The 23,933-nt window shown below is 59.5% G+C and carries 21 protein-coding genes and 1 tRNA gene; 10 read left to right on the forward strand and 12 right to left on the reverse strand.

All coding sequences use genetic code 11. From position 1 onward, the window contains the following. Positions 1-38: 38 nt before the first annotated feature. The 3 genes from RD1_RS11620 to RD1_RS11630 form a co-directional block, all read right to left on the reverse strand. Positions 39-761: an NUDIX hydrolase gene (locus tag RD1_RS11620; protein ID WP_050759082.1), complete on the reverse strand. Its 723-nt coding sequence runs from the start codon at positions 759-761 to the stop codon at positions 39-41. A 23-nt stretch (positions 762-784) separates the two neighbouring features. Further along, on the reverse strand, positions 785-1,120 hold the full coding sequence (locus RD1_RS11625) for a DUF983 domain-containing protein (RefSeq protein WP_245897328.1): 336 nt from the start codon (positions 1,118-1,120) through the stop codon (positions 785-787). 574 nt (positions 1,121-1,694) lie between these two features. Continuing rightward, entirely contained in the window at positions 1,695-3,143 is a 1,449-nt protein-coding gene (locus RD1_RS11630) for a diguanylate cyclase (protein ID WP_245897270.1), read from the reverse strand. Between the two features lie 56 nt (positions 3,144-3,199). On the opposite strand from RD1_RS11630, the gene RD1_RS11635 reads away from it, so the two are divergent. The 5 genes from RD1_RS11635 to RD1_RS11655 all read left to right on the forward strand — a co-directional run bounded on the left by RD1_RS11635 (position 3,200) and on the right by RD1_RS11655 (position 7,482). Beyond that, positions 3,200-3,484, forward strand: coding sequence for a DUF3572 domain-containing protein (locus tag RD1_RS11635; RefSeq protein WP_011568703.1), 285 nt, complete (start codon positions 3,200-3,202; stop codon positions 3,482-3,484). Next, positions 3,481-4,173, forward strand: a complete 693-nt coding sequence (locus RD1_RS11640; RefSeq protein WP_011568704.1) for an HAD family hydrolase — start codon at positions 3,481-3,483, stop codon at positions 4,171-4,173. The genes RD1_RS11635 and RD1_RS11640 overlap by 4 nt, the downstream gene beginning before the upstream one ends. 95 nt (positions 4,174-4,268) lie before the next feature. Beyond that, the gene (locus tag RD1_RS11645) at positions 4,269-5,831 is read left to right on the forward strand and encodes a trimethylamine methyltransferase family protein (RefSeq protein WP_011568705.1); all 1,563 of its coding nucleotides are present in this window, start codon (positions 4,269-4,271) and stop codon (positions 5,829-5,831) included. A gap of 71 nt (positions 5,832-5,902) precedes the next feature. Continuing rightward, positions 5,903-6,490, forward strand: a complete 588-nt coding sequence (locus tag RD1_RS11650; protein WP_011568706.1) for a heme NO-binding domain-containing protein — start codon at positions 5,903-5,905, stop codon at positions 6,488-6,490. After that, the gene (locus tag RD1_RS11655; RefSeq protein ID WP_011568707.1) at positions 6,487-7,482 is read left to right on the forward strand and encodes a GGDEF domain-containing protein; all 996 of its coding nucleotides are present in this window, start codon (positions 6,487-6,489) and stop codon (positions 7,480-7,482) included. Before RD1_RS11650 ends, RD1_RS11655 begins: the two co-directional genes overlap by 4 nt. Positions 7,483-7,590: 108 nt before the next feature. Here the strand turns inward: RD1_RS11655 and RD1_RS11660 are convergent, their stop codons facing one another. The 7 genes from RD1_RS11660 to RD1_RS11695 all read right to left on the reverse strand — a co-directional run bounded on the left by RD1_RS11660 (position 7,591) and on the right by RD1_RS11695 (position 17,117). Next, complete coding sequence (locus RD1_RS11660) at positions 7,591-10,722, reverse strand: efflux RND transporter permease subunit (protein ID WP_011568708.1); 3,132 nt, start codon at positions 10,720-10,722, stop codon at positions 7,591-7,593. A 4-nt stretch (positions 10,723-10,726) separates the two neighbouring features. After that, entirely contained in the window at positions 10,727-11,914 is a 1,188-nt protein-coding gene (locus RD1_RS11665; RefSeq protein WP_245897272.1) for an efflux RND transporter periplasmic adaptor subunit, read from the reverse strand. 574 nt (positions 11,915-12,488) lie between these two features. Continuing rightward, positions 12,489-12,563 (reverse strand) — tRNA-Glu (locus RD1_RS11675). Positions 12,564-12,647: 84 nt separating this feature from the next. Further along, the gene (recJ, locus tag RD1_RS11680; protein WP_011568710.1) at positions 12,648-14,387 is read right to left on the reverse strand and encodes a single-stranded-DNA-specific exonuclease RecJ; all 1,740 of its coding nucleotides are present in this window, start codon (positions 14,385-14,387) and stop codon (positions 12,648-12,650) included. A gap of 34 nt (positions 14,388-14,421) precedes the next feature. After that, a complete protein-coding gene (gene glpX, locus RD1_RS11685) occupies positions 14,422-15,396 on the reverse strand; it encodes a class II fructose-bisphosphatase (protein WP_011568711.1) in 975 nt (324 codons plus the stop codon). Between the two features lie 84 nt (positions 15,397-15,480). Further along, positions 15,481-16,767 (reverse strand): homoserine dehydrogenase, encoded by a 1,287-nt coding sequence (locus RD1_RS11690; protein WP_011568712.1) that lies wholly within the window; start codon positions 16,765-16,767, stop codon positions 15,481-15,483. Positions 16,768-16,862: 95 nt separating this feature from the next. After that, positions 16,863-17,117 (reverse strand): hypothetical protein, encoded by a 255-nt coding sequence (locus tag RD1_RS11695; protein ID WP_187148490.1) that lies wholly within the window; start codon positions 17,115-17,117, stop codon positions 16,863-16,865. A gap of 194 nt (positions 17,118-17,311) precedes the next feature. Between RD1_RS11695 and RD1_RS11700 the strand changes: the two genes are divergently transcribed. Continuing rightward, the gene (locus tag RD1_RS11700; RefSeq protein WP_011568714.1) at positions 17,312-18,256 is read left to right on the forward strand and encodes an NAD(P)-dependent oxidoreductase; all 945 of its coding nucleotides are present in this window, start codon (positions 17,312-17,314) and stop codon (positions 18,254-18,256) included. 12 nt (positions 18,257-18,268) lie between these two features. Here the strand turns inward: RD1_RS11700 and serS are convergent, their stop codons facing one another. After that, on the reverse strand, positions 18,269-19,561 hold the full coding sequence (gene serS / locus RD1_RS11705) for a serine--tRNA ligase (RefSeq protein ID WP_011568715.1): 1,293 nt from the start codon (positions 19,559-19,561) through the stop codon (positions 18,269-18,271). Between the two features lie 89 nt (positions 19,562-19,650). Beyond that, entirely contained in the window at positions 19,651-20,460 is an 810-nt protein-coding gene (locus RD1_RS11710; RefSeq protein ID WP_011568716.1) for a trypsin-like serine peptidase, read from the reverse strand. Between the two features lie 118 nt (positions 20,461-20,578). Here RD1_RS11710 and yajC point away from each other — a divergent pair, with 118 nt between their 5' ends. Genes yajC through RD1_RS11730 form a run of 4 tightly spaced genes read left to right on the forward strand, consistent with a single transcriptional unit; the run spans position 20,579 to position 23,907 of the window. Then, positions 20,579-20,857, forward strand: a complete 279-nt coding sequence (gene yajC / locus RD1_RS11715; RefSeq protein ID WP_011568717.1) for a preprotein translocase subunit YajC — start codon at positions 20,579-20,581, stop codon at positions 20,855-20,857. 33 nt (positions 20,858-20,890) lie between these two features. Next, the gene (secD, locus tag RD1_RS11720) at positions 20,891-22,552 is read left to right on the forward strand and encodes a protein translocase subunit SecD (protein ID WP_011568718.1); all 1,662 of its coding nucleotides are present in this window, start codon (positions 20,891-20,893) and stop codon (positions 22,550-22,552) included. 1 nt (position 22,553) lies between these two features. After that, positions 22,554-23,534 (forward strand): protein translocase subunit SecF, encoded by a 981-nt coding sequence (gene secF, locus RD1_RS11725; protein WP_011568719.1) that lies wholly within the window; start codon positions 22,554-22,556, stop codon positions 23,532-23,534. Between the two features lie 13 nt (positions 23,535-23,547). Continuing rightward, a complete protein-coding gene (locus RD1_RS11730; protein ID WP_011568720.1) occupies positions 23,548-23,907 on the forward strand; it encodes an Mth938-like domain-containing protein in 360 nt (119 codons plus the stop codon). The last annotated feature ends 26 nt before the right edge of the window (positions 23,908-23,933 follow it).

The following is a 23,933-nucleotide window of genomic DNA, read 5'->3' on the forward strand; positions in this document are numbered from 1 at the left end:
GATCAAGGTTTTCGCTTGACGCTTCAGCAGGCATCACCTCAGTGCCGGTTGCCGTGCAAGCGGAGAAACAGGCTCTCTTCATCGTTGTTTTTGAAAAAGGGAACGCTGTCTGGTGGGGAAGGTTTGTCGATGCGTGCTTGTACTTCTGACAGGACAACTTCCGTGATGAACGGCATATCAAAGCTGCGTGCATCCTCAAGGCGCACCCATTGCAAATGGGATAACTCATCGGATGCGGCGGAAAAATCATCCAGATCGCTGACAACGGTTTTCGCATCAACAAGAAAGAAGCGCGCATCGAACCGCCGGGGCCGCCCCGGTGGCGTGATGGCCCGAAACACGAACTGCAGCGCGCGGGCATCAGGTAGAAAACCGCTCGCGGCGAAATCGTGCCAGTCTTCATGCGGTGTGGACGACCACGCGCCCGGCGCGCCGAGCATCAGCCCGGTTTCTTCCCAAAGCTCGCGGATGGCGGCGACGGCCAAGGCATGGGCCAGCCCCGCGGGCGCGTCATCTTGCAGGCGATCAAGGCAGGGGCTCGGGGGTGGTGCGGCAAGCGGGATGTCGCTGTCGCTGCGATCCACAGCCCCGCCGGGAAAGACAAATTTGTTCGGCATGAAGGCGGCCTTTGCCCCGCGCTGGCCCATCAGCACGCGCGGTGTCGTTTCGCGGTCCCGTAAGACGATAACCGTCGAGGCGTTGCGCACGGCTGTTTTGTCTATGGGCGGGTGTTCGGTCACTGAGCGTGCCCCTGTGATCATGGTTTATGCCGTTTCGATCCGGCCTAGGTGCCAAAGCCACCCATGCCACGGGCCCATTGGTATCCGACTATGGCACCTTTCAGCCGGGGTAACAAATACAGCGACAGCGCCACACATCCAACAGCGAATATCGTAAACAGCGTCAGGGGTTCGGGCCGCCATGTCACAAAGACAACGTGCAAAAGCGGTGCCATCAGATGGCCCACAAAGAGGATCGTCAGATAGGCCGGGCCATCATCGGCGCGGTGGTGGTACAGTTCTTCACGGCAGACCGAACACACATCATTTACCTTGAGGTAGGACTTCATCAGCGGGCCGCTGCCGCAGTGAGGACACTTACGCCGCCACCCGCGCAGCATGGAACGCTTGGTGTCGCGGTCCCGTTCCGGGGCGGTGTCGCTGTGTTCGAAGCTGGCGTGTTGTTTTGTCACTCTGTTCATCTCGTTCACCGACGTGGCCTGTGAGTTTGTACAAGTCCTGCCTTTTGCGCCTTCAATGTGTCGATTGAAAGATGGTGTACGGTCACTGCGGCGGGATGTCGCGAAAATGAGTGTAAATTTGCGACAGAAACATGCAGTTGCTTTGATCCGGGGCGCATCAATCAACTCAGGAGTGGTGCTCCGCTGAGAACTGCCGGGAGATGGTGTTCAAACGACCCAAGTAAAAGGCCGACTGGCCGCCGTGAACGATTTTGCCCTGCCGTGGTGGTCTTCGCAAAGACGGCCCTCGTGCCCTTGGCCTGCGATGGCTCCGCGCGTGGTCCAGCGCTTAAGGCCGGAAGGCTGGCATGCGATTGAACTGATTCAGGCCAGGAGGCGGACATGCGTGTCCAAAAGGCGGGGTATTTGGTTCTTTGTGGACGCGGAAAACCCTGCCGCCGCTTGAGCGTGTCACGGCCCGGGCAATCCGATGCTGCCTTATCCTTAAGAGGGATCAGGCGGCAGGGCGGGCAAGGTTGACCTGATTTCGCCCCTGCAGCTTGGCCTCGTAAAGCGCCTTGTCCGCGGCATCCAGAAGTTCGTTTGCATCCAGTGGCGGTGGTTGCACGCCGCGCAGGCTCCTGACGCCACCCATCGTGACACCGATGGAAATCGTGACCTGCACAAGCTCATTGGAGCCCGGTATCTTAAAGCCTTGCCCGCCTATTTTTCGGCACAGCCTGCTGGCAGAGACGCGCGCCTCGCTGAAGGGCGTCGCGGGCATGACGATCAGGAATTCTTCGCCGCCGATGCGCGCCAGCATATCGACACCGCGCAGGTTTTCCCGCAAGCGCCGCGCTGCTTCCACCAGCACAGCATCGCCGGAGGCATGCCCGTAAACGTCATTGATCTGTTTGAAATGATCAAGATCGGCGACCATGACCGCAAAGCTGCGCCCGGTGGCTGCTGAATGTTCGGCAACCCGTGACAGGTGGGGCAGGGCATATCGGCGGTTGTGAAGCCCCGTGAGCGGGTCAGACACCGCGGCCTTCAGACCGGTGCGCACAGTTGCGCGCAGTTGGTCCGCAATACGCTTGCGCCGCATCAACGCCTTGATACGCAACACCAATTCGTCCTTGTTGAAGCCGTCGGTCATCAGATCGTCGGCCCCAAGGTCGAGCGCATATGCCCCAAGCCCGGGGTCGGGACGCGGCTGGATCACCAGAATGCCGGCATGGCGGGTGATCGCGGTTGCACGCACCGCTGCCAGCAAGCGCAGGATCTCTCCGCTGATTTTGTCGCCATCATCGAGCACCATGATAAAGACATCGGGAATGCGCCCGGGTGTCAGATCGCGCAAAGCCGTTTCAGGCGAGGCCTGCGTCAGGGAAGACCTGAGGTGCGGGCGCAGCTGCTGGATCCAGTTCTGTGCCGTTTTTACCCCGGAGCACACCATGACAGTGCGTCCTGCCGGGCCGAAATCGGCCGTATCTTCGGCAAAACCGAGGGCTCTGGAGGTGTCGTCGCGCATCTGCCACTCGGCAGCCGTATTGTGCGCCCGGATCAGGCTGCGCACCCGAGCCAACAGCAAGGTGTCGTCAATGGGTTTGACCATGACATCCTGAACGCCTGCCTCCAGCGCGGCGAGGCGGCTTTGTGTGTCGGGTCGGCACGCCACGACCATCATGGGAATAGACCGCGTCTGGGGATTTCGGTGCAACCTGCCACACAGGCCTGCCGCATCGCCGTCGGGTAAAGCCATGGCTGAGATGATGAGGTCGGGTGCGTGCCTCAGAGCGGCGACGCAAGCCTCATCCGCAGTGGATGCTTGCAGAACTTCATAGAAAGCGGACGCAAGTTTTACCTTTAAGACAATGCGATTAGTGGATATCGCATCTACTATGAGAATTTTGCCCTGCACGCTGATTGCGTCCTTTCGAAGGGAGGTTCGGGTGGCTGACATTGATCGCAGATTGGTTAACAAACCGTTTCAAAGAGATTTAAAATTTGAGGTGTAGCATGTCCCATACGCAAGAGTCCGCCGAAGTGGTTGCGCTGCAGGTTTTGGCATGGCTGGCAGGTGATGAGGAATTATTACCGGTATTTCAGGGCTCTAGCGGCGCCTCAACCGAGGACCTGCGCGCAGGGGCGCAGGATGCGGTGTTCCTGGGGTCGGTTCTGGATTTTATCATGATGGATGATGCCTGGGTGGTCAGGTGCTGTGATGATCTGAAACTTGAGTACACAAGCCTCATGCGTGCGCGTCAACAATTGCCGGGTGGTGCGCAGGTGAATTGGACATGACATCGCTGAAAGCCGTTATTTTTGACAAGGATGGCACCCTTTTCGACTTTTCCACGACGTGGGAGGCCTGGGCCGCCGCATTCCTGAGGCGAATCGCAACGAGTGATGTGCAGGCGGACGCATTGGGGCGCCGGGTTGGGTTTGACATCCATCGGCAAAAGTTTCTGCAAGGCAGTATCGCGATTGCTGGCACACCGATGGAGGTGGCACAGGCTTTGGCCCCACTACTGCCTGACCTTACGACCGACGCTCTCGTCGCTATCCTGAATGAGGAGGCCGCATCCGCACCGCAGGCCGAAGTGCTGCCGCTGCCGCCGTTCCTTGATCGTTTGCGGGGGATGGCCTTGAAGCTCGGCGTGGTGACGAACGACGCCGAGACCCCGGCGCGCGCGCATCTCGCCGCGGCAAATGTCGCGGACAGTTTTGATTTTATCGCAGGCTTTGACAGCGGCTTCGGGGCCAAGCCTGCCCCGGGTCAGTTGCTGGCCTGTGCCCGGGCGATGGATATTGCGCCAGAGCATATCGTGATGGTTGGCGACAGCACGCACGATCTGATCGCGGCGCAGCGCGCGGGCATGCGCGGTGTTGGTGTGCTGACCGGTCTTGCCGATTATGAAACCCTCGCGCCCTACGCCGATGATGTCCTGCCCGACATATCCGCGCTGCCCGGCTGGATATCGTCGCACTAGGGCAGAAAACGACGAATGACGTCGCGAATAAGACGGTTTGCGCCCTGCCTCTCTGTGTTGTTTGGACTTCAGGAAAGTGCTGAAGGAAGATATCCATGGCCGAGCAACCGCCAAGACGCCGCACGCGCACAGGGGGCCGTGCAGGCGCTGCCAACCGGCGCGGCACCGCTGTCATCGAACAAATGCCGTGGAAGCCACCGGTCAACACGGATCGCCCGACGGAGCCTCTGTCACAGGAAGGTATTGCGGCGATCCACGATGGTGCCATGCGCATTCTGGAGGAGATCGGTATCGAGTTCCTCAATCACGAGGCCTTGGGTATCCTGAAAAAGGCAGGGTGCACGGTCTCGGGTGAAAACGTGCGCATGGGGCGCGAGTTTGTGATGGAGTGGATCGCCAAAGCGCCGTCCGAGTTCACGCTGACCCCGCGAAACACGGATCGCAAGATCACCATCGGCGGTAAAAACCTTGTCTTTGGCAATGTGTCTTCGCCGCCCAATTACTGGGATATGGCGCTTGGTACGAAAGTGCCGGGCACACGCGAGATGTGCCGCAACCTGCTCAAACTCACGCAGTATTTCAACTGTATCCACTTTGCAGGCGGATACCCGGTTGAGCCGGTGGATGTGCATGCCTCCGTGCGCCATCTGGACGTGTTGTTCGATAAACTCACGCTGACCGATAAGGTGATGCATGCCTATTCGCTCGGCAAGGAACGTGTCGAAGATGTGATGGAAATGGTGCGCATCGCGGGGGGGCTGTCACATGAAGAGTTTGACGCAAGTCCCCGAATGTACACGAATATCAATTCCACCTCACCGCTTAAACATGATATCCCGATGCTTGATGGCTGGATGCGTCTGGCGCGCCGTGGTCAGGGGTTGGTGGTCACGCCCTTCACGCTGGCGGGGGCGATGGCGCCCGTCACCATGGCGGGGGCGGTCGCACAGTCATTGGCCGAAGCGCTCTGTGCCGTTGTTCTGGCGCAGATCATCCGTCCGGGATGTCCGGTGGCGATCGGCACATTTACATCGAACGTCGATATGAAATCCGGCGCGCCGGCATTTGGCACGCCTGAATACATGCGCGCGACACAAATGACGGGGCAGCTGTGCCGGTTTTATGGTCTGCCGATGCGATCATCGGGCGTATGCGCGGCGAATGTACCCGACGGGCAGGCCATGTGGGAGACATCAAACAGCCTTTGGGCCGCCGTGCAATCGGGCACAAACATGGTCTATCACGCGGCGGGCTGGCTGGAAGGCGGGCTGATTGCCAGTCCCGAAAAGTTCATCATGGATTGTGAGGTGTTGCAGCATATCCAGCGTTACATGGAGCCAGAGATCGTGGCGACGGGGCCTGATGAAATCGCGCTTGATGCGATTAAATCTGTCGGAAATGCCGGCCATTTCTTTGGTATCCAACATACGCAGGACCGCTACAGCACCGCGTTCTACCAACCGTTCCTGAGTGATTGGAAAAACTACGAGGGATGGGAGGCCGCTGGCGGCGTCTGGACGCCAGAACGGGCGCATAGGATGTTCAGGGAGATCATCGAAAGCTATGAAGAGCCGCCCATGGAAGCTGACATCCGTGCGGAGCTTGCGGCCTTTGTGGCGCGGCGCAAAAAAGAGGGTGGTGCGCCGACCGACTTCTGATCTGCGCTGGAAAAACCGTTAAAATTTGAGCTGTTGGACAAATGTTAACCGCTCTCAGTCATCTTTGCGGCATGCACGGTTTGATTAATTGCGGAATTCAACGGTTCGTCATCGACAGCTATGGTGACGTGAAATGGCGTGAGGTCACACTTCACGCCAGGTTGCCATTTACCGATTTTGAAGCGATGTGGGTTTATGAAGATGAACTGACGCCCCGCGTTCTGGCGTCCGTCTGTCATGTTCTGGACCGCCCCCACGACGATCTGCTGGAAGATATCGGGACCTATCTTGTCTCCCATGCCAATGTCCAGGCTTTGCGACGGCTGTTGCGCTTTGGTGGCGTGACCTTTGTGGAGTTTTTACACTCGCTTGATTATCTGCCAGACCGCGCGCGGCTTGCCGTGTCCAACCTTGAACTGCCACGCTTGGAACTCTTCGAAGAAACGGACGAGCGGTACAGCCTGCATTGCTATAGTGTCCATGCGGGATGGGGGTTTTTGTTCATGGGTGTTCTGCGCGCCATGGCGGATGACTACGGCGCCCTTGCCTTCCTGGAACACAAAGGTGTTCAGCACGGCTGTGAGGTGGTGGAAATCACCCTGCTTGAGACGGAGTTTGCTGCCGGTCGCGATTTTGATTTGGGGGCGAAACGCGCATGAGCGGTGATTTGTGTCAAGAGATGCTGAACGTGCTGTGCCCGATGCACATCGTCTTCAATGACAAGGGTGAAATGACCTCTTGTGGTCCGACGGCACTGAAGATCTTTCCCGGTGGGCTGATCGGACGAGGCTTTCTCGATGTATTTCACATCAAAAGGCCCAGAAAGATATCCACACTGGACGCACTGATGGGGCAGACCGGTGTGCGACTAAACCTGCAATTCCGCGACATGCCCGACAGCCAGCTGCAAGGGGTGGTCATGCCGGGCCCGGTGGCTGGGGATATGGTCGTCAACCTGTCTTTCGGCATCTCCATTGTGGATGCGGTCAGTGACTATAACCTCACCGCTGCCGATTTCGCAGCAACGGATCTGACGGTTGAGATGCTGTATCTGGTCGAAGCGAAATCCGCGGCGATGGAAGCGTCACGTCGCCTGAACGAAAGGTTGCAGGTCGCGCGTGTCGAGGCGGAGGAACTGGCTTTGACCGACACGCTCACCGGCCTGAAAAACCGGCGCGCGTTGGATCAGGAACTTTCTGCGCTTCTGCATCAGGGTACGCCCTTTGCGTTGATGCACATCGATCTGGATTTCTTCAAGGCGGTGAATGATACCCTCGGGCATGCGGCGGGCGATTACGTACTGCAACGCGTGGCCGCCATCATGAACCATGAGACACGTAAAGTAGACGTGGTCGCACGGGTTGGGGGTGATGAATTTGTGATTCTCATCAAGGGTACGGAAAATCACGCGCATATCGAGCGGATCGCCGGGCGCATCATTCGCAAACTGCAAAACCCGATGCATTTTGAAAACGAGGTCTGTCAGATATCCGGCAGCATCGGGACGGTTGTTGCAGGTGACTACATCGAGCCAACAGCGGATCTGCTGTTTGCGGATGCGGATGCAGCGCTTTACGCGGCCAAACATGCTGGCCGTGGCTGTCATCTGTTCTTCTCACCTGCGATGCGAGACATGCCGCAAACCGCGTGACGCGATCAGCGCCGCGTTTTACCCAACACCGTCGTTTCAGCACCACGCAGGACGAACCCGTCGTGCATGGTAGAACGACCGACGCTGTGCTGTCCCTCTCAAACGATATTAGTTGGCGGTCACATCCTTGTGTTTGAGCATGCCTTTGACCTTTTCCCGCACGGATTGCAGCAGGACATAAAGAACCGGCACCACGATGACGCCGATCACCGTTGCGGCCAACATGCCACCAAATACTGCAATACCGATGGCCTTTTGACTGGCGGCCCCCGCGCCTGACGCAACCAGCAGCGGTACGACGCCCAAAAGGAAAGACAGCGCCGTCATCATCACAGCGCGGAACCGCTGGCGGGCCGCTTGCAGTGCCGCTTCGCGAATGCTCGCGCCATTGGCGCGTTCTTCCATGGCGAATTCCACAATCAGAATGGCATTCTTGGACGCAAGCCCGATCAGCATGATCATCCCGATCTGCGTGTAAAGATTAACATCGCCCGCTGTGACGAGAACGGCCGCCAGCGCCCCAAACAAGGCAACAGTGACCGACAGCAGAATGCCCAGCGGCATCGTCCAGCTTTCATATTGCGCCACCAAAAACAGATAGCCAAAGATGATCGCGGCGGCCAAAACCAGAATAACCGTACCACCTGCATCAAGCTGTTGCTGTGCGGTCCCGGTCCATTCATAGGCATATCCGGGCGGCAGCGCTGTGAGCGCCTCTTCCTGAAGCACCGCGATGGCATCCCCCGTCGAATAGCCCGCCGCCGGAACAGCCGTTACAGTGGCGGCGCGAAACAGGTTGTAGCGGTTGAGCAGCACCGGCCCTAGCACTTTTTCCACGTCAATCAGGGTGGACAGGGGTGCCATTTCGCCGTCTTGCGTGCGCACATGCAGCCTTCCGATATCCTCAACCGTGTCTCTGAAGGACGCATCCGCCTGTATCATCACGCGGTACACCTTACCAAAGAGGTTCAGATCGTTCACATAGATCGACCCGAGATGCGCCTGAAGGGTTTCAAACACATCGCTGACAGGAATCCCGAGGGTCCTCGTTTTTTCGCGGTCAAGGTCCACAAAGAGCTTGGGCACATTCGCGCTGAAACTGGTGTAGGCCTGCGCGATCTCGGGGCGTTGATTGGCGGCGAAAACAAGCGAATTGACAGCCGCCGAGAGGTCGTTTGCCGCCCCGCCACCGGTCTGTTGCACTTTCATTTCGACGCCCGCACTGACCCCCAATCCGCTGATTGGCGGCGGGTTGAAGGCAAGTACCTTTGCCGAGGCCTCTTGTGCCGCGATGCCGAATATCTGTGCAAGGATGCCATCAGCGCTGAGGCTCGGGTCCTGTCGTTCCTCCCAGTTGTCGAGGTTGACAATGATCATCGCCCCATTTGAGCCGACACCATTCAGCAGGCTGAACCCGTTGACCTGAACCGTGTTTGCAACGCCGCCAAGGGCGCGGATCTGCGTGTTGAGCCGGTCTGAGACGACTTCGGTACGCTGAAGGGTCGAGGCATCGGGCAGCTGGATATCGACAAAAACATATCCATTGTCTTCGAGCGGCAGGAAGCCTTTGGGTAAGGAGCCCATCATGGAACCTGACCCGAGCCCGAGCGCAATCAGAATGGCGAGCCCGAGAATGGGCAAGCGGACAAGACGGCCAACAATCCCGGCGTATCCATCGCGCAAACCACCGATGACTTTTTCAAAGCTGGCCAGCAGCCCCCTTGGCGGGCCGCTGCGTTTTTTCAGGACAATCGCGCAGAGGGCAGGTGACAGCGTCAGCGCATTAATCGAGGAAATCACCACAGCCACGGAAATGGTGACCGCAAATTGAGAGAACAACTGCCCTGAAATCCCCGGCATGAAGGTGACGGGCACAAAGACCGCCAGGAGAACCAATGTCGTCGCGATGACTGGCGTTGTGATTTGCGTCATCGCCTTGGCGGTCGCTTCAGGCGGGCTGAGACCCTCTTCGGCGATTACGCGTTCGACGTTTTCGACCACGATGATGGCGTCATCCACGACGATACCAATCGCAAGCACAAGTGCAAAAAGCGAGATCGTGTTCAGCGTCATGCCCATCAACAAAAGAAACGCAAAGGTGCCGATCAGGGAAACCGGGATGGCCACGGCCGGGATCAGCGTGGCGCGCGCGCTGCCCAGAAAGACAAAGACCACGGACATCACCAGAATGAACGTCAGGATCAGCGTTGATACAACATCGTTGAGGGATTGTTCCACAAAATCAGTGCTGTCAAACGGGACCTCATAGGCAATATCGTCGGGAAAGGCCTGCGAGAGGCGGTCAAGTTCGGCGTAGACCCCTTCGGCCACGCTCAGCGCGTTCTCGCCCGGTGCCTGATAGACGGCGATGACGGTCGCTGGCTGGCCCTCGTACTGGCCGGAGACGCTGTAGGAACTGGCCCCAAGTTCAATGCGCGCGATATCCTTCATCCGCAGAACGCTGCCTGAATCGCCGGTGCGGATGATGATGTTTTCGAACTCGGCGACCGTCGCAAGACGGCCCTGGGCCGTAACAGTGTATTGAAACTGCTGGTTTTCCGGGGCAGGGGGGGCGCCGATCTGCCCGGCCGATACGGTCAGGTTCTGCTCGCGAATGGCCGCCATGACATCGGCCTGCGTGACACCGAGGCCGGTCATCCGGTCCGGGTCCATCCAGATGCGCATGGCATAGGCAAAGTCGGTCAGAACCTCCGCTTTGCCCACGCCCGGCGCCCGGGCGAGCGCATCCTTGAGGTTGATGGAGGCGTAATTTGACAAAAACACCTCGTCATACGTGCCATTGGGCGAGAACAGCGTGGCGACCAAAAGCATGCTGGTTGACGATTTTTCCGTAACGACGCCGGTTGATGTGACTTCGACCGGCAGGCCTGACATCGCTTGTGATACGCGGTTTTGCACATTGACCGTTGCGATCGTGGGGTCGGTGCCCACATCGAAGGTGACCGACAGGGAATAGCTGCCTGTGTCGCTGCTGTCAGAGGACATGTAGATCATATCCTCCACGCCGTTGACCTCCGCCTCGATCGGGGCGGCGACGGTGCTTTCCACCGTTTCGGCATTTGCACCGATATAGCTGGCGGTCACATTGACCACGGGCGGGGTAATGTTTGGAAACTGTTCGACCGGGATCACCGAGTAGGCAACCAGACCCATGAGCGTGAGGACCGTTGAAATCACAATGGCCATCTTGGGGCGCTTGATGAAAACTGTTGAAAGCATCAGGTCAGTTCACATCGCTTGTGCCGGTCAAAACGGCGTTGACCTCGATACCGGGGCGCACGCGCTGCAAGCCCTCCACGATCACACTTTCACCCTCGCGCAGCCCCTCGGAGACAACGACGGCGGTTTCTGCCTGCGGGCCCAGCACCACATATCTTTGCTCAACAAGCTGTTGGTCCGTCACGACCAGAACGAAATCACCGCGCTGGTCGCGCTGCACCGCATTTTGCGGAATCAGAACGCTTAATGTCGGCTCCAGCGCTTCGATGACGACTGAGATGAACCCCCCGTCAAGGATCATGCGGCGGGTATTCTCAAACTCTGCCCGCAGCGAGATGGTGCCGGTTGCGGGATTGATCCGGTTGTCCAGAAAAACGATTGTGCCCGGTTCCTCCAGCATAGTCCCGTCGGGAAGCCGGATGAAGACATTGGGCGAGGCCCCGCTGGCGATCAATTCTTCCATGCCGGTTTCCAGACGCTCAAGCACGCCGAGCAGCTGCGGTTCTGACAGGGAAAACGTGACATACATCGGCGATTCCTGCACCAGCGTCGCGAGCGGCCCCGTTGACGGCCCCACCAAAGCGCCAAGGCTGATGCTTGAGCGGCCAATGCGTCCGTCAAACGGCGCGGTGATGTCGGTGCGCTCAAGGTTCAACTCGGCTTCGCGCAAGGCCGCCTGTGCTGCCAGCAGATCCGCCTTGGCCACAGCGGCGTTCGCCTGTGCGATATCAAGTTCGGATTCGGCAATCGCCTCGCGTCTGAGCAGTTCCGTTTTGCGCACCAGTTCGATTTCCGCCAGTTTCACATTTGCATCCGCCCGCTGCACGGCAGCTTGTTGCGCCTGCAACTCGGCCTGATAGGTGTCTGGTTCAATACGGAAAATCACATCGCCTTCTTTGACAGTGGCCCCGTCTTGCACCACCATCTCAGTGATGATCCCCGTGACACGTGCAATCAGATCGGTTTTCGCCGAGGCCTCACCTCGCCCCACAAAGGTCGCCTCCCGCGTCAGTTCTTCGCTGTAGGCAGCAGCAATGACGACTTTCGGGGGGGGATTCGAGCCGTCTTGAGACTGCGCGCTTGTCGTCGAAAGGCCAATGGTCAACGCCAGGCAAGCGACAAGAATGATCCCGCGCTGCACGGTATGTAAAAGTGACGTCCGATATGTCATGGATTCTCCGGGTTCGATCATTACGCTGCACTTTGCTGGCATCGGCGCGTTAACGCAAGGCGCAACCAAAACTTGTAAAGGCTGTCTGGCTTGGCGACCACCAGCGCGATATGCCCATGTGAAAACGGGCATTCGGCCAAACTGCAAGACAGTGCAGAACGGGTTTCCTGCCTTGGGATTGGATGGCCCATGATCGAACTGATTATCGCTTTAAATCATAAGTCTAGCGCTGGTGCGGTGAATCACGGATAATCATTTTGCACCTTGATGGCCCGCAAGACCTGCCGTCGGTTAGCCTTGCGCGTTTTGCAAAGGAAATGGACGATCCACCGAAAGCTCATCAGATGTGTTTCATGCCATTCATCTTGGGAAACTGGCGCATAGGGGGGTAGCAGCATATGGCAAAACGCAGAACCGGTGTTTCCCATCTGAATGACCCTTGGGTGCCTTGATCGCTTGAAAGCGCAGGAAAATACCTAATCAAGCGAAATGAGATGCAATCATTTGACCTGATCGTTGCAGTTTTAGCACCGGCCATCGATGGATTATCTGCACCACATGCCAATAAGACGAAACAATTATTCGGAGAAGTTTGTGGCAGCCCGTAGGGGAATCGAACCCCTCTTTCCAGGTTGAAAACCTGGCGTCCTAACCGATAGACGAACGGGCCACTGGCGTTGTGAGGGCTGATTAGGCAATCCGCGCCATCGGCGCAAGCGGAAATTTAGGGCGAGGTGTAGAAAAATTATCCCGTCTATTGTGCGCATGCTGCGTCTTCAAGGCGCAACTGTACAGATTGGCGTCCACGCCATGTGTTGATGTCCAGACGCCCGGCCAGATGAAAGCGCGCGCCGCCATGCATTTCCAGGGCGGGGCCAAGTTCGGTGTCGTATGCGCCAAAGCAAATCGCGTCCATGGAGCCTGCATCGCTGCCAAAGCTGATCTTGAGATGGTTTTCGCCCACGCGTTTTGCGTAACGTATCGCCACATCCGCGAAGGCATAGCGCGGGGCGGGGGCTGCGGCACCGAAGGGCCCGGCCTGTTCAATCTTTTGCACCAGTTCGACGGCGGCGGCTTGGGGCATCAGCATCCCGTCGATATGCAGATCGGCGGCGCCAATGGAACCGGCCCCCTGTTTTTCCAGCAATTCAGACAGGCGGGCCATGGCCGGTTCGATCTTGCTTTCCTCAACCGTAAGCCCCGCCGCCATCTTGTGCCCGCCACCTTTCAAAAGCAGACCCTCCGCTGCCAGGCGATGGATGGGCTGGCCCAGATCAATGCCGGCAACGGATCGTCCCGACCCTTTGCCGATGCCATCGGTGATGCCGATGACAATGCTGGGCCGCCCGGCGGCCTCCTTGAGCCGCGATGCAACGATCCCCACCACGCCGGGGTGCCAATCCGCACCGGCGGCCCAGACAAGCGGGCGGTCAAGCCCGCGTGCCTCCGCCTGCGCGAGGGCCGTTGCGCGCACGGCGGCTTCAATGTCGCGCCGCTCCGTGTTCAGCTTGTCGAGCCGTTCGGCCAGTGCCGCCGCCTCATGCGGGTCATCGCTCGCCAACAGGCGCGCGCCAAGATCGGCCGCCCCGATCCGCCCGCCCGCATTGACGCGCGGCCCCAGAATGAACCCAAGGTGGTAGGCGTTGGGTTCGGTATCCACTCCGGCCACATCCGCGAGCGCGGTCAGGCCAACCCGCTCCCGTCGCGCCAACACCTTGAGACCCTGACGCACAAAGGCGCGGTTGACCCCGACCAGAGGGGCCACATCTGCCACTGTCGCCAGCGCGACAAGATCCAGAAATGCCATCAGATCCGGTCCCGTCTGGCCCGTTTCGCGCAGCAACCGGCGCAGTTCGACCAGCAAAAGGAACACGACACCCGCGGCACACAGATGCCCCAGATCGCCGCTTTCGTCCTGCCGGTTCGGATTGACCACGGCGAGGGCGTCGGGCAGCTCTTCGGTGCCGAGGTGATGATCCAGAACCAGCACATCCGCGCCCGCCGCCGCAGCGATCGGGCCATGAGACAGCGTGCCACAATCGACGCAGACAATCAGATCATGGCTGCGGGCAAGCTGCGCCATCGCCTCATCATTCGGACCGTACCCTTCATCAATCCTGTCGGGAATATAAAGCGTGGCCTCGCGTCCCATCTGCCGCAACCACGCTAGCAAGAGCGCTGCGGAACTGCCGCCATCCACGTCATAATCCGCAAAAATCGCGATTTTTTCGCGCTTTTGCACGGCGTTCAAAAATCGGGTAGCGGCCTTTGTCATGTCTTTGAGGCTGCGCGGGTCGGGCATCAGGTCCCGCAAGGCGGGAGCAAGAAAGCCCTCGGCATGCTCTGCCTGCACCCCGCGCCGGGCCAGAACCTGACACACGGGCGCGGGCAGGTCCGTGCGCTGTTCAAGGGTCTTTGCCGCGCGCGCGATCTCGACGGAGGGTCCGATCCAGCGCCTGCCGGTCAGCGAGCGCTCTATGCCCAGAAAGCTCATGGCGACGCCTCAGCAATCACGCCCGACGGGAGGCTCAAACCTGTGGTGATGAGACAGGCGTGCGGTAGTTCATGCGCCGCACCGATCCGGTCTTGGATCGCATGATCAGCGTTTCGGTTGTCATCCAGCCCGGTTCGCGGTGCACGCCGGCCAAGATGCTGCCGCCGGTCACCCCGGTTGCGGCAAAGATGACGTCTTCGGTCACCATGTCATCACGCGCATAGACACGGTCGAGATCGGTTATGCCCGCTTTGGCCGCGCGTCCGCGTTCGTCCTCGTTGCGAAACAGCAACCGTCCGAACATCTGGCCGCCCATGCATTTCAATGCCGCCGCGGCCAGCACGCCTTCGGGTGCGCCACCTTCGCCCATGTACATGTCGATGCCGGTGTCGGGTTCTGCGCAGTGCATGACACCGGCCACATCGCCGTCGGTGATCAGGCGGATCGATGCGCCGGTGGCGCGCACTTCGCTGATCATGGCCTCGTGGCGGGGGCGTTCGAGGATGCAGACCGTGATATCGGATGCCGCACAGCCCTTGGCGGCGGCGAGCGCTGCGACACGTTCGGCGGGGCTCATATCAAGGGTGACGACGTTTTCCGCAAAACCCGGCCCGATCGCCAGCTTGTCCATATACACATCCGGTGCATGCAGCATCGAGCCGCGCGGCCCCATTGCAATCACCGTCAGGGCGTTTGGCATGTCCTTGGCTGTCAGGGTTGTCCCTTCCAGCGGGTCCAGCGCGATATCGACGCCGGGTCCGTTGCCGGTGCCGACCTCTTCGCCGATGAACAGCATCGGGGCCTCGTCGCGTTCGCCTTCACCGATTACGACCACTCCTGCAATGTCCAGCATGTTGAGCTGTTCGCGCATGGCGTTGACGGCGGCCTGATCGGCGGCCTTCTCATCTCCGTGACCGACCAGACGGGCAGAGGCCAGCGCTGCTGCTTCGGAAACGCGGGCGAGGCCCAGCGACAACATGCGGTCGTGAAATTCGGCGGTGGCAGGCATTACAAATTCCTTTTGGTCCAGAAGAATGAGCGTCGGGGCGCGTTGTAGCCGCCCCGGAGGATAAGAACAATGATGCTGTCCGTGTCAGACGTCTTCGATACGCAGGGCGACGGGATCGCCGGACAAGACAGCCGTGGTTTGCATCGCCGCCAGGGCGTCGGATATGGCGGCGGGCGTTGTTTTGTGCGTGACAATCAAGACCGGCGCCGCGGTATCTGCATGGCCATATTGGCGCATCCGGTCAATCGAGACGCCAGCCTCGCCCAGAACCGTCGCGATCTTGGCAAGCGCGCCGGGTTTGTCATGCAGTGACATGCGCAGATAGTAGGAGGCGGGCAGGGCCGCCGTGGCAGGTTGCGAGGTTTCAAGCGTTGTTGCGGGCAGACCAAAGACCGGCCCCGAGAACCCGCGCGCCAGATCGCAGATATCGCTCAGCACGGCACTTGCCGTGGGGCCTTCACCCGCACCGGGTCCGCGCAGCACGATCTGCCCGACCGCATCGCCCTCAAGGACGACCATATTGGTGCCGCCGTCGAGTTGACCCAAAGGTGACGTGGCAGGGACAAGGCAGGGCTGCATGCGCTGTTCAAGGCCGCGCGCGGTCTGTTGCGCAACGCCCAGCAGTTTGATCTTGTAGCCCATATCAGCAGCGGCCCGGATGTCATCAATGCTGACCCGGTCGATGCCTTCCAGCGTGATTCCGGCAAAATCGACCTTGGTGCCAAAGGCGAGAGAGGACAGGATGGCCAGTTTGTGCGCGGCATCGATCCCGCCCACGTCCAGTTGTGGGTCCGCTTCGAGATAGCCAAGCCCGTCGGCCTCGGCAAAGACTTCATCGTAGCTGAGACCGGCGGTTTCCATCCGCGTCAGGATGTAGTTGCACGACCCGTTCATCACGCCCATGACGCGGGTGACGGCATTGCCCGCCAACCCTTCGGTCAGTGCTTTGATCACCGGGATACCGCCCGCAACGGCGGCCTCGTAGCGCAGCGCGCGCCCATCCGCTTCGGCCTGTTCGGCCAGCGCCTGACCGTGGATCGCCAGCAGCGCCTTGTTGGCTGTGACGACATCCTTGCCTTTTGACAGCGCGGCTTCGACAGCGTCTTTTGCCGGTCCTTCATCGCCACCGATCAGTTCGACAAAAACATCGATGTCACCGCGCTGCGCAAGGGCAACCGGGTCTGCTTCCCACGCATAAGACGCCAGCGATATGCCGCGGTCCTTGGTGTGGTCGCGCGCCGAAACGGCGGTGATTTCAAGGCGGCGACCGGTGCGCGCCTCCAGCAAGGCGGCATGTTCCCTCAGAATGCACACCACGCCAATGCCAACCGTACCAAGACCTGCGATACCGAGACGAAGAGGCTGAGACATCGGGGTGATTCCTTTGCGCATTTGGATGTGGTGTCTGCGCGGCGTTTATCCTGTCAGATTGAAGCGTGCAACGCGCAAGCGACCGGAGACGGGCGTTATTCGATTGTCGTGCTCCGTAAATCGGCGGCGCGCGCGCGCAACCGTGCGATCCGCGCCGCCAGTGCCGCCTCGGCTTCTATTTCATCGGCCTGTTGTTCCGGGCTCGGCAGGCCCGCTTTATCGAGCGGTACGAACACGGGGTATCTGGCACCCTTGTTGGTGCTGCCCGCAGCAACAGGCACGTCCGGCCAGGGTCCACAGGCCGTGATGGACATGGCAATCAAAAGCACAAGGGAAAGTCGCAACCGCATCAAGGAGCCCTTTTCGAGATGAAAAAACAATGCCGCAAGCATGTGGTACAGGCAAGGGACCTTTGCGGGTAAAGCGGGTTTCCGCAGAACGCAGTATCCCGCAAGACAGGCCTGCGCGGCGGCAGGTCGCAAACAGGCGCGACAGGTCGTATGCGCCCCCTAGCTTTGCGTAAAACAACGGGTGGGAGCGTGGGATGAAAGTCGGGTTTATCGGGCTGGGCAATGTGGGCGGCAAGCTCAGCGGGTCTTTGTTGCGCAATGGGACGGCCCTTTGGGTGCATGACCTGAACCCGGATTTCGTGGCGCAAAAGGTTGCACTGGGTGCGCAGGATGGCGGCACGCCGGCACAGATGATGCAGGACTGTGACGCCTTGATCACCTGCCTGCCAAGCCCTGAAGCCTCTGCCGCCGTGCTGGCCGAGATGATGCCGCATGTGGGCCCGGGCAAAATCTGGATGGAAATGTCGACCACCGATGCACAAGAGGTCAAAAGGATCGGCGCGCAGGTCATCGCGGCGGGTGGGGCGGCGGTCGATTGTCCCGTCTCGGGCGGATGCCACCGGGCGGACACGGGCAATATCTCGATCTATGCAGGATGCGATCGCCCGACGTTTGAGCGCATTTTGCCGTTGCTGACGCTCATGGGGCGGCGCGTGCTGCACACTGGCCCGCTGGGCAGTGCAAGTGTTTTGAAAGTCATGACAAATTATCTGGCCACCGCCAATCTGCTGACCCTGTGCGAAGCGTTGACGGTGATGAAGGCTGCCGGGATGGATCTGGGCACGACCTTTGAGGCGATCAGCATCTCGTCGGGCACGTCGTTCGTGCATGAAACCGAAAGCCAGTTGCTGTTGTCGGGATCGCGTGATGTGAATTTCACCATGGACCTTGTGCAAAAGGACATCGGCCTGTTTCAGAAACTGGCTGAGACGCACGCCGTGCCGTTGGAAATCTCACCGCTGATCATCGAAATGATGCGCGACGGGCAGCGCCGCTATGGCGCGCAGGCACAATCGGATCGCATGATCGAACGGCTTGAGGAGGCAACTGGGCTTGATATCCACGCGCCGGGTTTCCCCGACGCGCTGATTGATGATGAGCCCGAAGAGCGCGGGTATGAAGTGCACCCGAACCGCTAGCCAAGGTCGAGGTCAGACCAGCGTGCCCTCAGCGCTCAGCACGGTCTTGCCACCGAGATAGCCCGCAAGGACCGGCGGCAGAACCACGGACCCATCTGCTTGCTGCCCGTTTTCCAACACGGCAATCAGGCAGCGCCCCACGGCAAGGCCCGAACCGTTCAGCGTATGCACGAACTGCGGCTTGCCCCCATCGGCGGGTTTGTAGCGCGCATTCATGCGCCGCGCCTGAAAATCCCCGGTCGTCGAAACCGAAGATATCTCGCGATAATTGTTCTGACCGGGCAACCAGGCTTCGATGTCAAAGGTGCGCCGCGCCCCGAACCCCATGTCGCCCGTGCAAAGCAATACCGTGCGATAGGGCAGGCCAAGACGTTCCAGAATATCCTCGGCACAGCGCAGCATGCGTTGTTGTTCCGCCTCGGACTGGTCCGGTTCGGTGATGGAAACCATCTCCACCTTTTCGAACTGGTGCTGGCGCAGCATACCCGCCGTGTCGCGCCCCGCGCTGCCCGCTTCGGAGCGGAAACACAGCGTATGCGCCGTCAGCCGGATCGGCAGGGCGGCAGCGTCAAGGATATCACCAGCGACCGTATAGGTCAGGGGGATTTCCGATGTGGACACAAGCCACCAGCCATTGGTGGTCTGGTAGCTGTCCTCGGCAAATTTCGGCAGTTTGTCCGTGCCATACATCGCATCGTCACGCACCAGAACAGGGCTGTTGATTTCGGTCAGCCCGTTGTGATCCACATGGGTGTCGATCATGAATTGCGACAAGGCACGATGGATCCGGGCAACCGCACCCTTCAGCATCACGAAACGCGCACCTGATGTCTTGGCGGCCGTGTCAAAATCCATCGAAGCGGCAACGCCACCGATTTCGTAGTGTTCCTTGGGTGTGAACTCGAAATCGGGCAGATGCCCCCAGCGGCGCACCTCGACGTTGTCATCTTCGTCGGCACCGTCGGGCACGTCATCGGCCGGGATGTTGGCAATCCACGACAGTTTTTCCGTCAACTCTGCGTCCAGCGCCTTGGCATCGGCCTGCATCTCAGCCACCAGCGCCTTTTTTTCGGAGACGAGCGCGCGCAGTTTCTCAAACGTCGCTTCATCGCCCTGTGCCTTGGCCTGTCCGACCTCTTTGGAAGCTTTGTTCTGTTCGGCCTGAGCGTTTTCCGCCGCGTTGATCTTGGCGCGCCGTGCTGTGTCCAGCGCGAGGATCGCCTGCGACATCGGTGCCTCCCCACGTCGCGCCAAAGCTGCGTCAAAGGCTGCCGGGTTCTCTCGGATTGCGCGGATATCGTGCATGTCTGGTCCTTGGGTCTGACTCGTTTCTGGCTCTGCTTATGACCGAAAGTTGAATGGATCGTAAGCGCCGCGTGGCCCGTCGGGGGCTGTTATTTGCGCAAATCCACCCGTTTTTGCGCTTCTTTCACGGCATCGCGCATCCAATCGTTGACCGGAACGGCAAGCGCTTCGCCCTCTGCTCCCTGACGCGCGACGATGACGGCGGCAAGACGCCATCCGGTCTGGGTTTCGACCATCACCGCCCCGCCTGATGTGCCGCTGACCACCTCGCATCCGTAAATCACCCATTTCGTCTGACGCAGTTGTTTGCGGGGGCATCCCCGTGCCCCGCTCAACGCATGGGGGCGGGTGTTTTGATAGCCAAGCAACATGCCGGTCGGACCGGCCTCTTCATGCTGTGCGATCAGATCAACGGGGGGAACCAGCCTGCGCTCGATCGGTGTTTCCAATTGGATCAAGGCGATGTCATAGGCAAATTTGGCCGCCCCTTCGCTCAGCTCATACAGCGGATGTACCTGAATGTCCGCAGAGACACGGTGTGCCGCAAAGTCACCGCGAAACCATCCGGCCAGAAAATGGCGCTCCGACCACATGGACCCGGTTGAGGTGACACAATGCGCCGCAGTCAACACCAAATCGGGGGCAATCAGCGTGCCCGAACAGCCGCTTGTGGCGCGAAATCCTGCGCCGTTTACGCGCCCGACGGCCTGCCATTGCAGGCGTTGATCCGCGTCCAGCATCGGCAACGGCCCCGCGAAACCCGGCAGGGTGGCAGACAGACAGAACGCGAAAACGGCAAAGATCACGCGCAGGTAAGCGCGCCACGGGGATAGGCGGCGGCACAGGCTGCCTTTGCGCGGCGCAGGCGGCTTTTTCAGACCACGCAAGCCGGCGCGCATTTCATTTGCAATCCCCCTACGGTCTGCCTTGCAAAGCGCGGCATCAGACCATAGGTTCCGCCAAAATTCGCGTGTCGCGGAAGTGACGTGGTACGCCATCATGTAAAGGACCCTGTTCATGGAAGCATTCGCCCAGTTCGTACCACTTATTCTGATCTTTGCGATCATGTATTTCCTGCTGATCCGGCCACAGCAAAAAAAGGTTAAGGAACATCAGGCAATGGTGGCGGCTTTGCGTCGGGGCGATCAGGTCGTCACGCAGGGCGGTATTCTCGGCAAGGTGGTCAAGGTCAAGGATGACGGCGAGCTTGAGCTTGAAATCGCCGACGGCGTCAAGGTCAGGGTGATCCAGAACACAATCGCGACCGTGGTCTCGAAAACGGAACCGGCGAAGTAAGACCGCCTTACAACGGCTTGAAAAGGCGTCACTATGCTGCAGATTGATCTTTGGAAACGGATCACGATCCTCTTGACATGTGTGGCCGGACTTTGGCTTGCGATGCCAAACCTCTTTTACACGACCGTCGAGCAGCACAATGATGCGGTTCAGGCCATTGAACTCGGGGCGGACACGCCCGAAAACAACGCTTTGCGCGCGCAGTGGCCGGAATGGATGCCTTCGGGTCTTGTGAACCTCGGGCTTGATCTGCGGGGCGGGGCGCATCTGCTGGCCGAGGTGCGGGTGGCGGATGTCTATGCCAACCGGATGGAATCATATTGGCCGGAAATCCGGGATGCGCTGCGCCCGGAGCGCGAGACCATCGGCACAATCCGGCTGCAACCCTCCCCAAGCGATGAGGTGCACGTCCGCATTTCGCAACCCGAAGGCATGCCGCGCGCGCTGGAAATCGTGCGTGGGCTGGCGCGGCCTATCCAGACGATCACGGGCGTGGGCGCCAATGACATCGAGGTGCGCGCGGAGGGCGATCTGCTGATCGTCACCATGTCAGAGGCTGAAAAACTGGCCTCCGATGAGCGCACGGTCCAGCAGAGCCTTGAGATCATTCGCAGGCGGATCGACGAGGTCGGCACGCGTGAACCCACGATCCAGCGCCAGGGGTCCGACCGCATTCTGATCCAGGTGCCGGGCATCGGTTCGGCGGCGGAACTCAAGGATATCATCGGAACCACCGCGCAATTGACGTTCAATCCGGTGGTCAGCCGTGGATCAGACGCCAATGCCAGCCCGGGTCTTGGCAACAAGCTTGTGCCGTCGCTGGATGAGCCCGGCACGTACTACACGATCGAAGCCGCCGCCGTGGTCACGGGCGAAGAACTGGTGGATGCGCAGCCCGCCTTTGACCAGAACGGCCGTCCTGCTGTCAATTTCAGGTTCAATACGACGGGCGCGCGGAAATTCGGGGATTATACGGCTGAAAACATCGGATCGCCCTTTGCGATCGTCTTGGACAACGAGGTCGTTAGCGCGCCCACAATCCAGAGCCATATCCCCGGGGGGTCGGGCATCATTACGGGGCGCTTCACGGTCGAGGAATCAACCAATCTGGCCATTCTGTTGCGTGCAGGTGCGCTGCCTGCGGGTCTGGATTTTCTCGAAGAGCGCACAATCGGCCCCGAACTCGGCCAAGACAGCATCGACGCAGGCAAGATCGCGACCATTGTCGCCTTTCTGGGCGTGCTGGTCTTCATGTTCCTGAGTTACGGCATGTTCGGACTGTTTGCGAATGTGGCGCTGATCATCAACATTGGTCTGATCTTTGGCCTGCTCAGTATGATAGGCGGCACACTGACCCTGCCGGGTATTGCGGGAATCGTGCTGACTGTCGGCATGGCGGTGGATGCGAATGTGCTGGTTTTTGAACGCATCCGGGAAGAGCTTAAAACCTCCAAAGGGCCGGCGCGTGCCATTGAACTGGGCTATGAAAAAGCGCTCTCCGCCATTCTGGATGCGAACATCACGACCTTCATCACGGCGGTGATCCTCTTTGCCATGGGGTCGGGGCCGGTACGCGGCTTTGCCATCACGCTGGGCCTCGGGATCCTCACGTCTGTCTTTACGGCGATCTTTGTCACGCGGTTGATGATCGTTATCTGGTTCGAGCGCAAGCGCCCGAAGAAAATCGAGGTCTGATATGCGTCTGCGTCTGGTTAAACAGAATACCAACTTCGATTTCTTCAAGCGCTGGAAACTGTGGCTGGGGATTTCCGGCCTGATGATGGTCGTGGCCTTTGTTTCCTTCTTGTTGCAGGGCCTGAACTACGGCATCGACTTTCGCGGCGGCACAACCATCAGGACGGAAAGCACGCAGCCGGTTGATATCGGCGTTTATCGCGAAGCGCTGGCCGCACTGGAACTGGGTGATATTTCCATCACCGAGGTTTTTGACCCGCAATTCGAAGCCGACCAGAATGTCGCCATGATCCGCATCGAGGCGCAGGAGGGTGGCGAGGCGGTCGAGGGCCAGCTGATCAGTGACATCGGTGCCGCGCTTCAGGCGGCGGATCCGGGGCTGAAACTGCCCTTTGCCTCGGTTGAATCGGTGGGGCCAAAAGTTTCGGGTGAGTTGATCCAGACCGCTGTCATTGCGGTGGTTCTGGCTATCGGCGCGGTACTGATTTACATCTGGCTGCGCTTTGAATGGCAGTTCGCAGCCGGAGCGGTGCTCGCGCTTGTGCATGACGTCATTCTGACAATCGGCGTCTTTTCCGAGCTTCAGATCCGGTTCGATCTGGCCATCATCGCCGCCTTGCTGACCATCGTGGGCTACTCTCTGAACGATACGGTCGTTGTTTTCGACCGGGTGCGCGAGAACCTGCGCAAATACAAGAAACGCCCGCTCAATGAAGTTCTGAATATCTCCATCAACGAAACACTGAGCCGGACCTTCATGACATCGGTGACGACGCTTCTGGCGTTGATCGCACTCTTCGTGCTGGGCGGGGATGTGATCCGGGGCTTCGTTTTTGCGATGATCTGGGGAGTCATTGTCGGGACCTACAGTTCGATATTTGTTGCCTCGGCTGCCTTGCTCTATCTTGGGGTCAAGCGCGACTGGTCAAAACCGGACGCCAATTCGGGCAATCAATACGCCAATATCGACCCCAAACCCTGACGACAGGCACGCCATGCGACTGAACGAAATCCGCTTTACAGATGCCAAACCGATCGAAGGCTACGGGCCGGGTTTCTTCCGCATCGGGGGCGAGGTGATCCATGGTCCTGTTCTGGCGGGGCCGGACGGCACGCTGCCTTGGGCGGGGTTTGACGATGATGCGGCGCTGCTGGCCTTGGCGGGCAAGGTTGATGTGTTGTTCGTCGGCACGGGCAGTGAGATTGCGCATCTTCCCGTTGCTCTCAAGGATAGTCTCGAAGAGGCCGGTCTTGGCATTGAGGTCATGGCGTCGCCTGCGGCATGCCGCACCTATAACATCCTGCTGAGCGAAGGGCGGCGGATCGCGCTGGCCCTGATCCCGGTTACCGCGTGAAATCGTGCTTTTGTGCCGTGGCACAA

This window comes from Roseobacter denitrificans OCh 114 (genome assembly GCF_000014045.1).
Classification (GTDB): domain Bacteria; phylum Pseudomonadota; class Alphaproteobacteria; order Rhodobacterales; family Rhodobacteraceae; genus Roseobacter; species Roseobacter denitrificans.

Excerpts from the sequence above, each read along its gene's own strand:
- RD1_RS11620 (WP_050759082.1), bottom strand. The coding sequence starts at position 761 with ATGATCACAGGGGCACGCTCAGTGACCGAACACCCGCCCATAGACAAA.
- RD1_RS11660 (WP_011568708.1), bottom strand. The coding sequence starts at position 10,722 with ATGCTTTCAACAGTTTTCATCAAGCGCCCCAAGATGGCCATTGTGATT.
- yajC (WP_011568717.1), top strand. The coding sequence starts at position 20,579 with ATGGAAGCATTCGCCCAGTTCGTACCACTTATTCTGATCTTTGCGATC.
- serS (WP_011568715.1), bottom strand. The coding sequence starts at position 19,561 with ATGCACGATATCCGCGCAATCCGAGAGAACCCGGCAGCCTTTGACGCA.
- RD1_RS11630 (WP_245897270.1), bottom strand. The coding sequence starts at position 3,143 with ATGTCAGCCACCCGAACCTCCCTTCGAAAGGACGCAATCAGCGTGCAG.
- RD1_RS11700 (WP_011568714.1), top strand. The coding sequence starts at position 17,312 with ATGAAAGTCGGGTTTATCGGGCTGGGCAATGTGGGCGGCAAGCTCAGC.
- RD1_RS11730 (WP_011568720.1), top strand. The coding sequence starts at position 23,548 with ATGCGACTGAACGAAATCCGCTTTACAGATGCCAAACCGATCGAAGGC.
- RD1_RS11635 (WP_011568703.1), top strand. The coding sequence starts at position 3,200 with ATGTCCCATACGCAAGAGTCCGCCGAAGTGGTTGCGCTGCAGGTTTTG.
- RD1_RS11625 (WP_245897328.1), bottom strand. The coding sequence starts at position 1,120 with ATGCTGCGCGGGTGGCGGCGTAAGTGTCCTCACTGCGGCAGCGGCCCG.
- RD1_RS11650 (WP_011568706.1), top strand. The coding sequence starts at position 5,903 with ATGCACGGTTTGATTAATTGCGGAATTCAACGGTTCGTCATCGACAGC.
- secF (WP_011568719.1), top strand. The coding sequence starts at position 22,554 with ATGCGTCTGCGTCTGGTTAAACAGAATACCAACTTCGATTTCTTCAAG.
- secD (WP_011568718.1), top strand. The coding sequence starts at position 20,891 with ATGCTGCAGATTGATCTTTGGAAACGGATCACGATCCTCTTGACATGT.
- RD1_RS11640 (WP_011568704.1), top strand. The coding sequence starts at position 3,481 with ATGACATCGCTGAAAGCCGTTATTTTTGACAAGGATGGCACCCTTTTC.
- glpX (WP_011568711.1), bottom strand. The coding sequence starts at position 15,396 with ATGCCTGCCACCGCCGAATTTCACGACCGCATGTTGTCGCTGGGCCTC.
- RD1_RS11645 (WP_011568705.1), top strand. The coding sequence starts at position 4,269 with ATGGCCGAGCAACCGCCAAGACGCCGCACGCGCACAGGGGGCCGTGCA.
- RD1_RS11695 (WP_187148490.1), bottom strand. The coding sequence starts at position 17,117 with ATGCGGTTGCGACTTTCCCTTGTGCTTTTGATTGCCATGTCCATCACG.
- RD1_RS11665 (WP_245897272.1), bottom strand. The coding sequence starts at position 11,914 with ATGATCGAACCCGGAGAATCCATGACATATCGGACGTCACTTTTACAT.
- RD1_RS11710 (WP_011568716.1), bottom strand. The coding sequence starts at position 20,460 with ATGCGCGCCGGCTTGCGTGGTCTGAAAAAGCCGCCTGCGCCGCGCAAA.
- RD1_RS11655 (WP_011568707.1), top strand. The coding sequence starts at position 6,487 with ATGAGCGGTGATTTGTGTCAAGAGATGCTGAACGTGCTGTGCCCGATG.
- recJ (WP_011568710.1), bottom strand. The coding sequence starts at position 14,387 with ATGAGCTTTCTGGGCATAGAGCGCTCGCTGACCGGCAGGCGCTGGATC.
- RD1_RS11690 (WP_011568712.1), bottom strand. The coding sequence starts at position 16,767 with ATGTCTCAGCCTCTTCGTCTCGGTATCGCAGGTCTTGGTACGGTTGGC.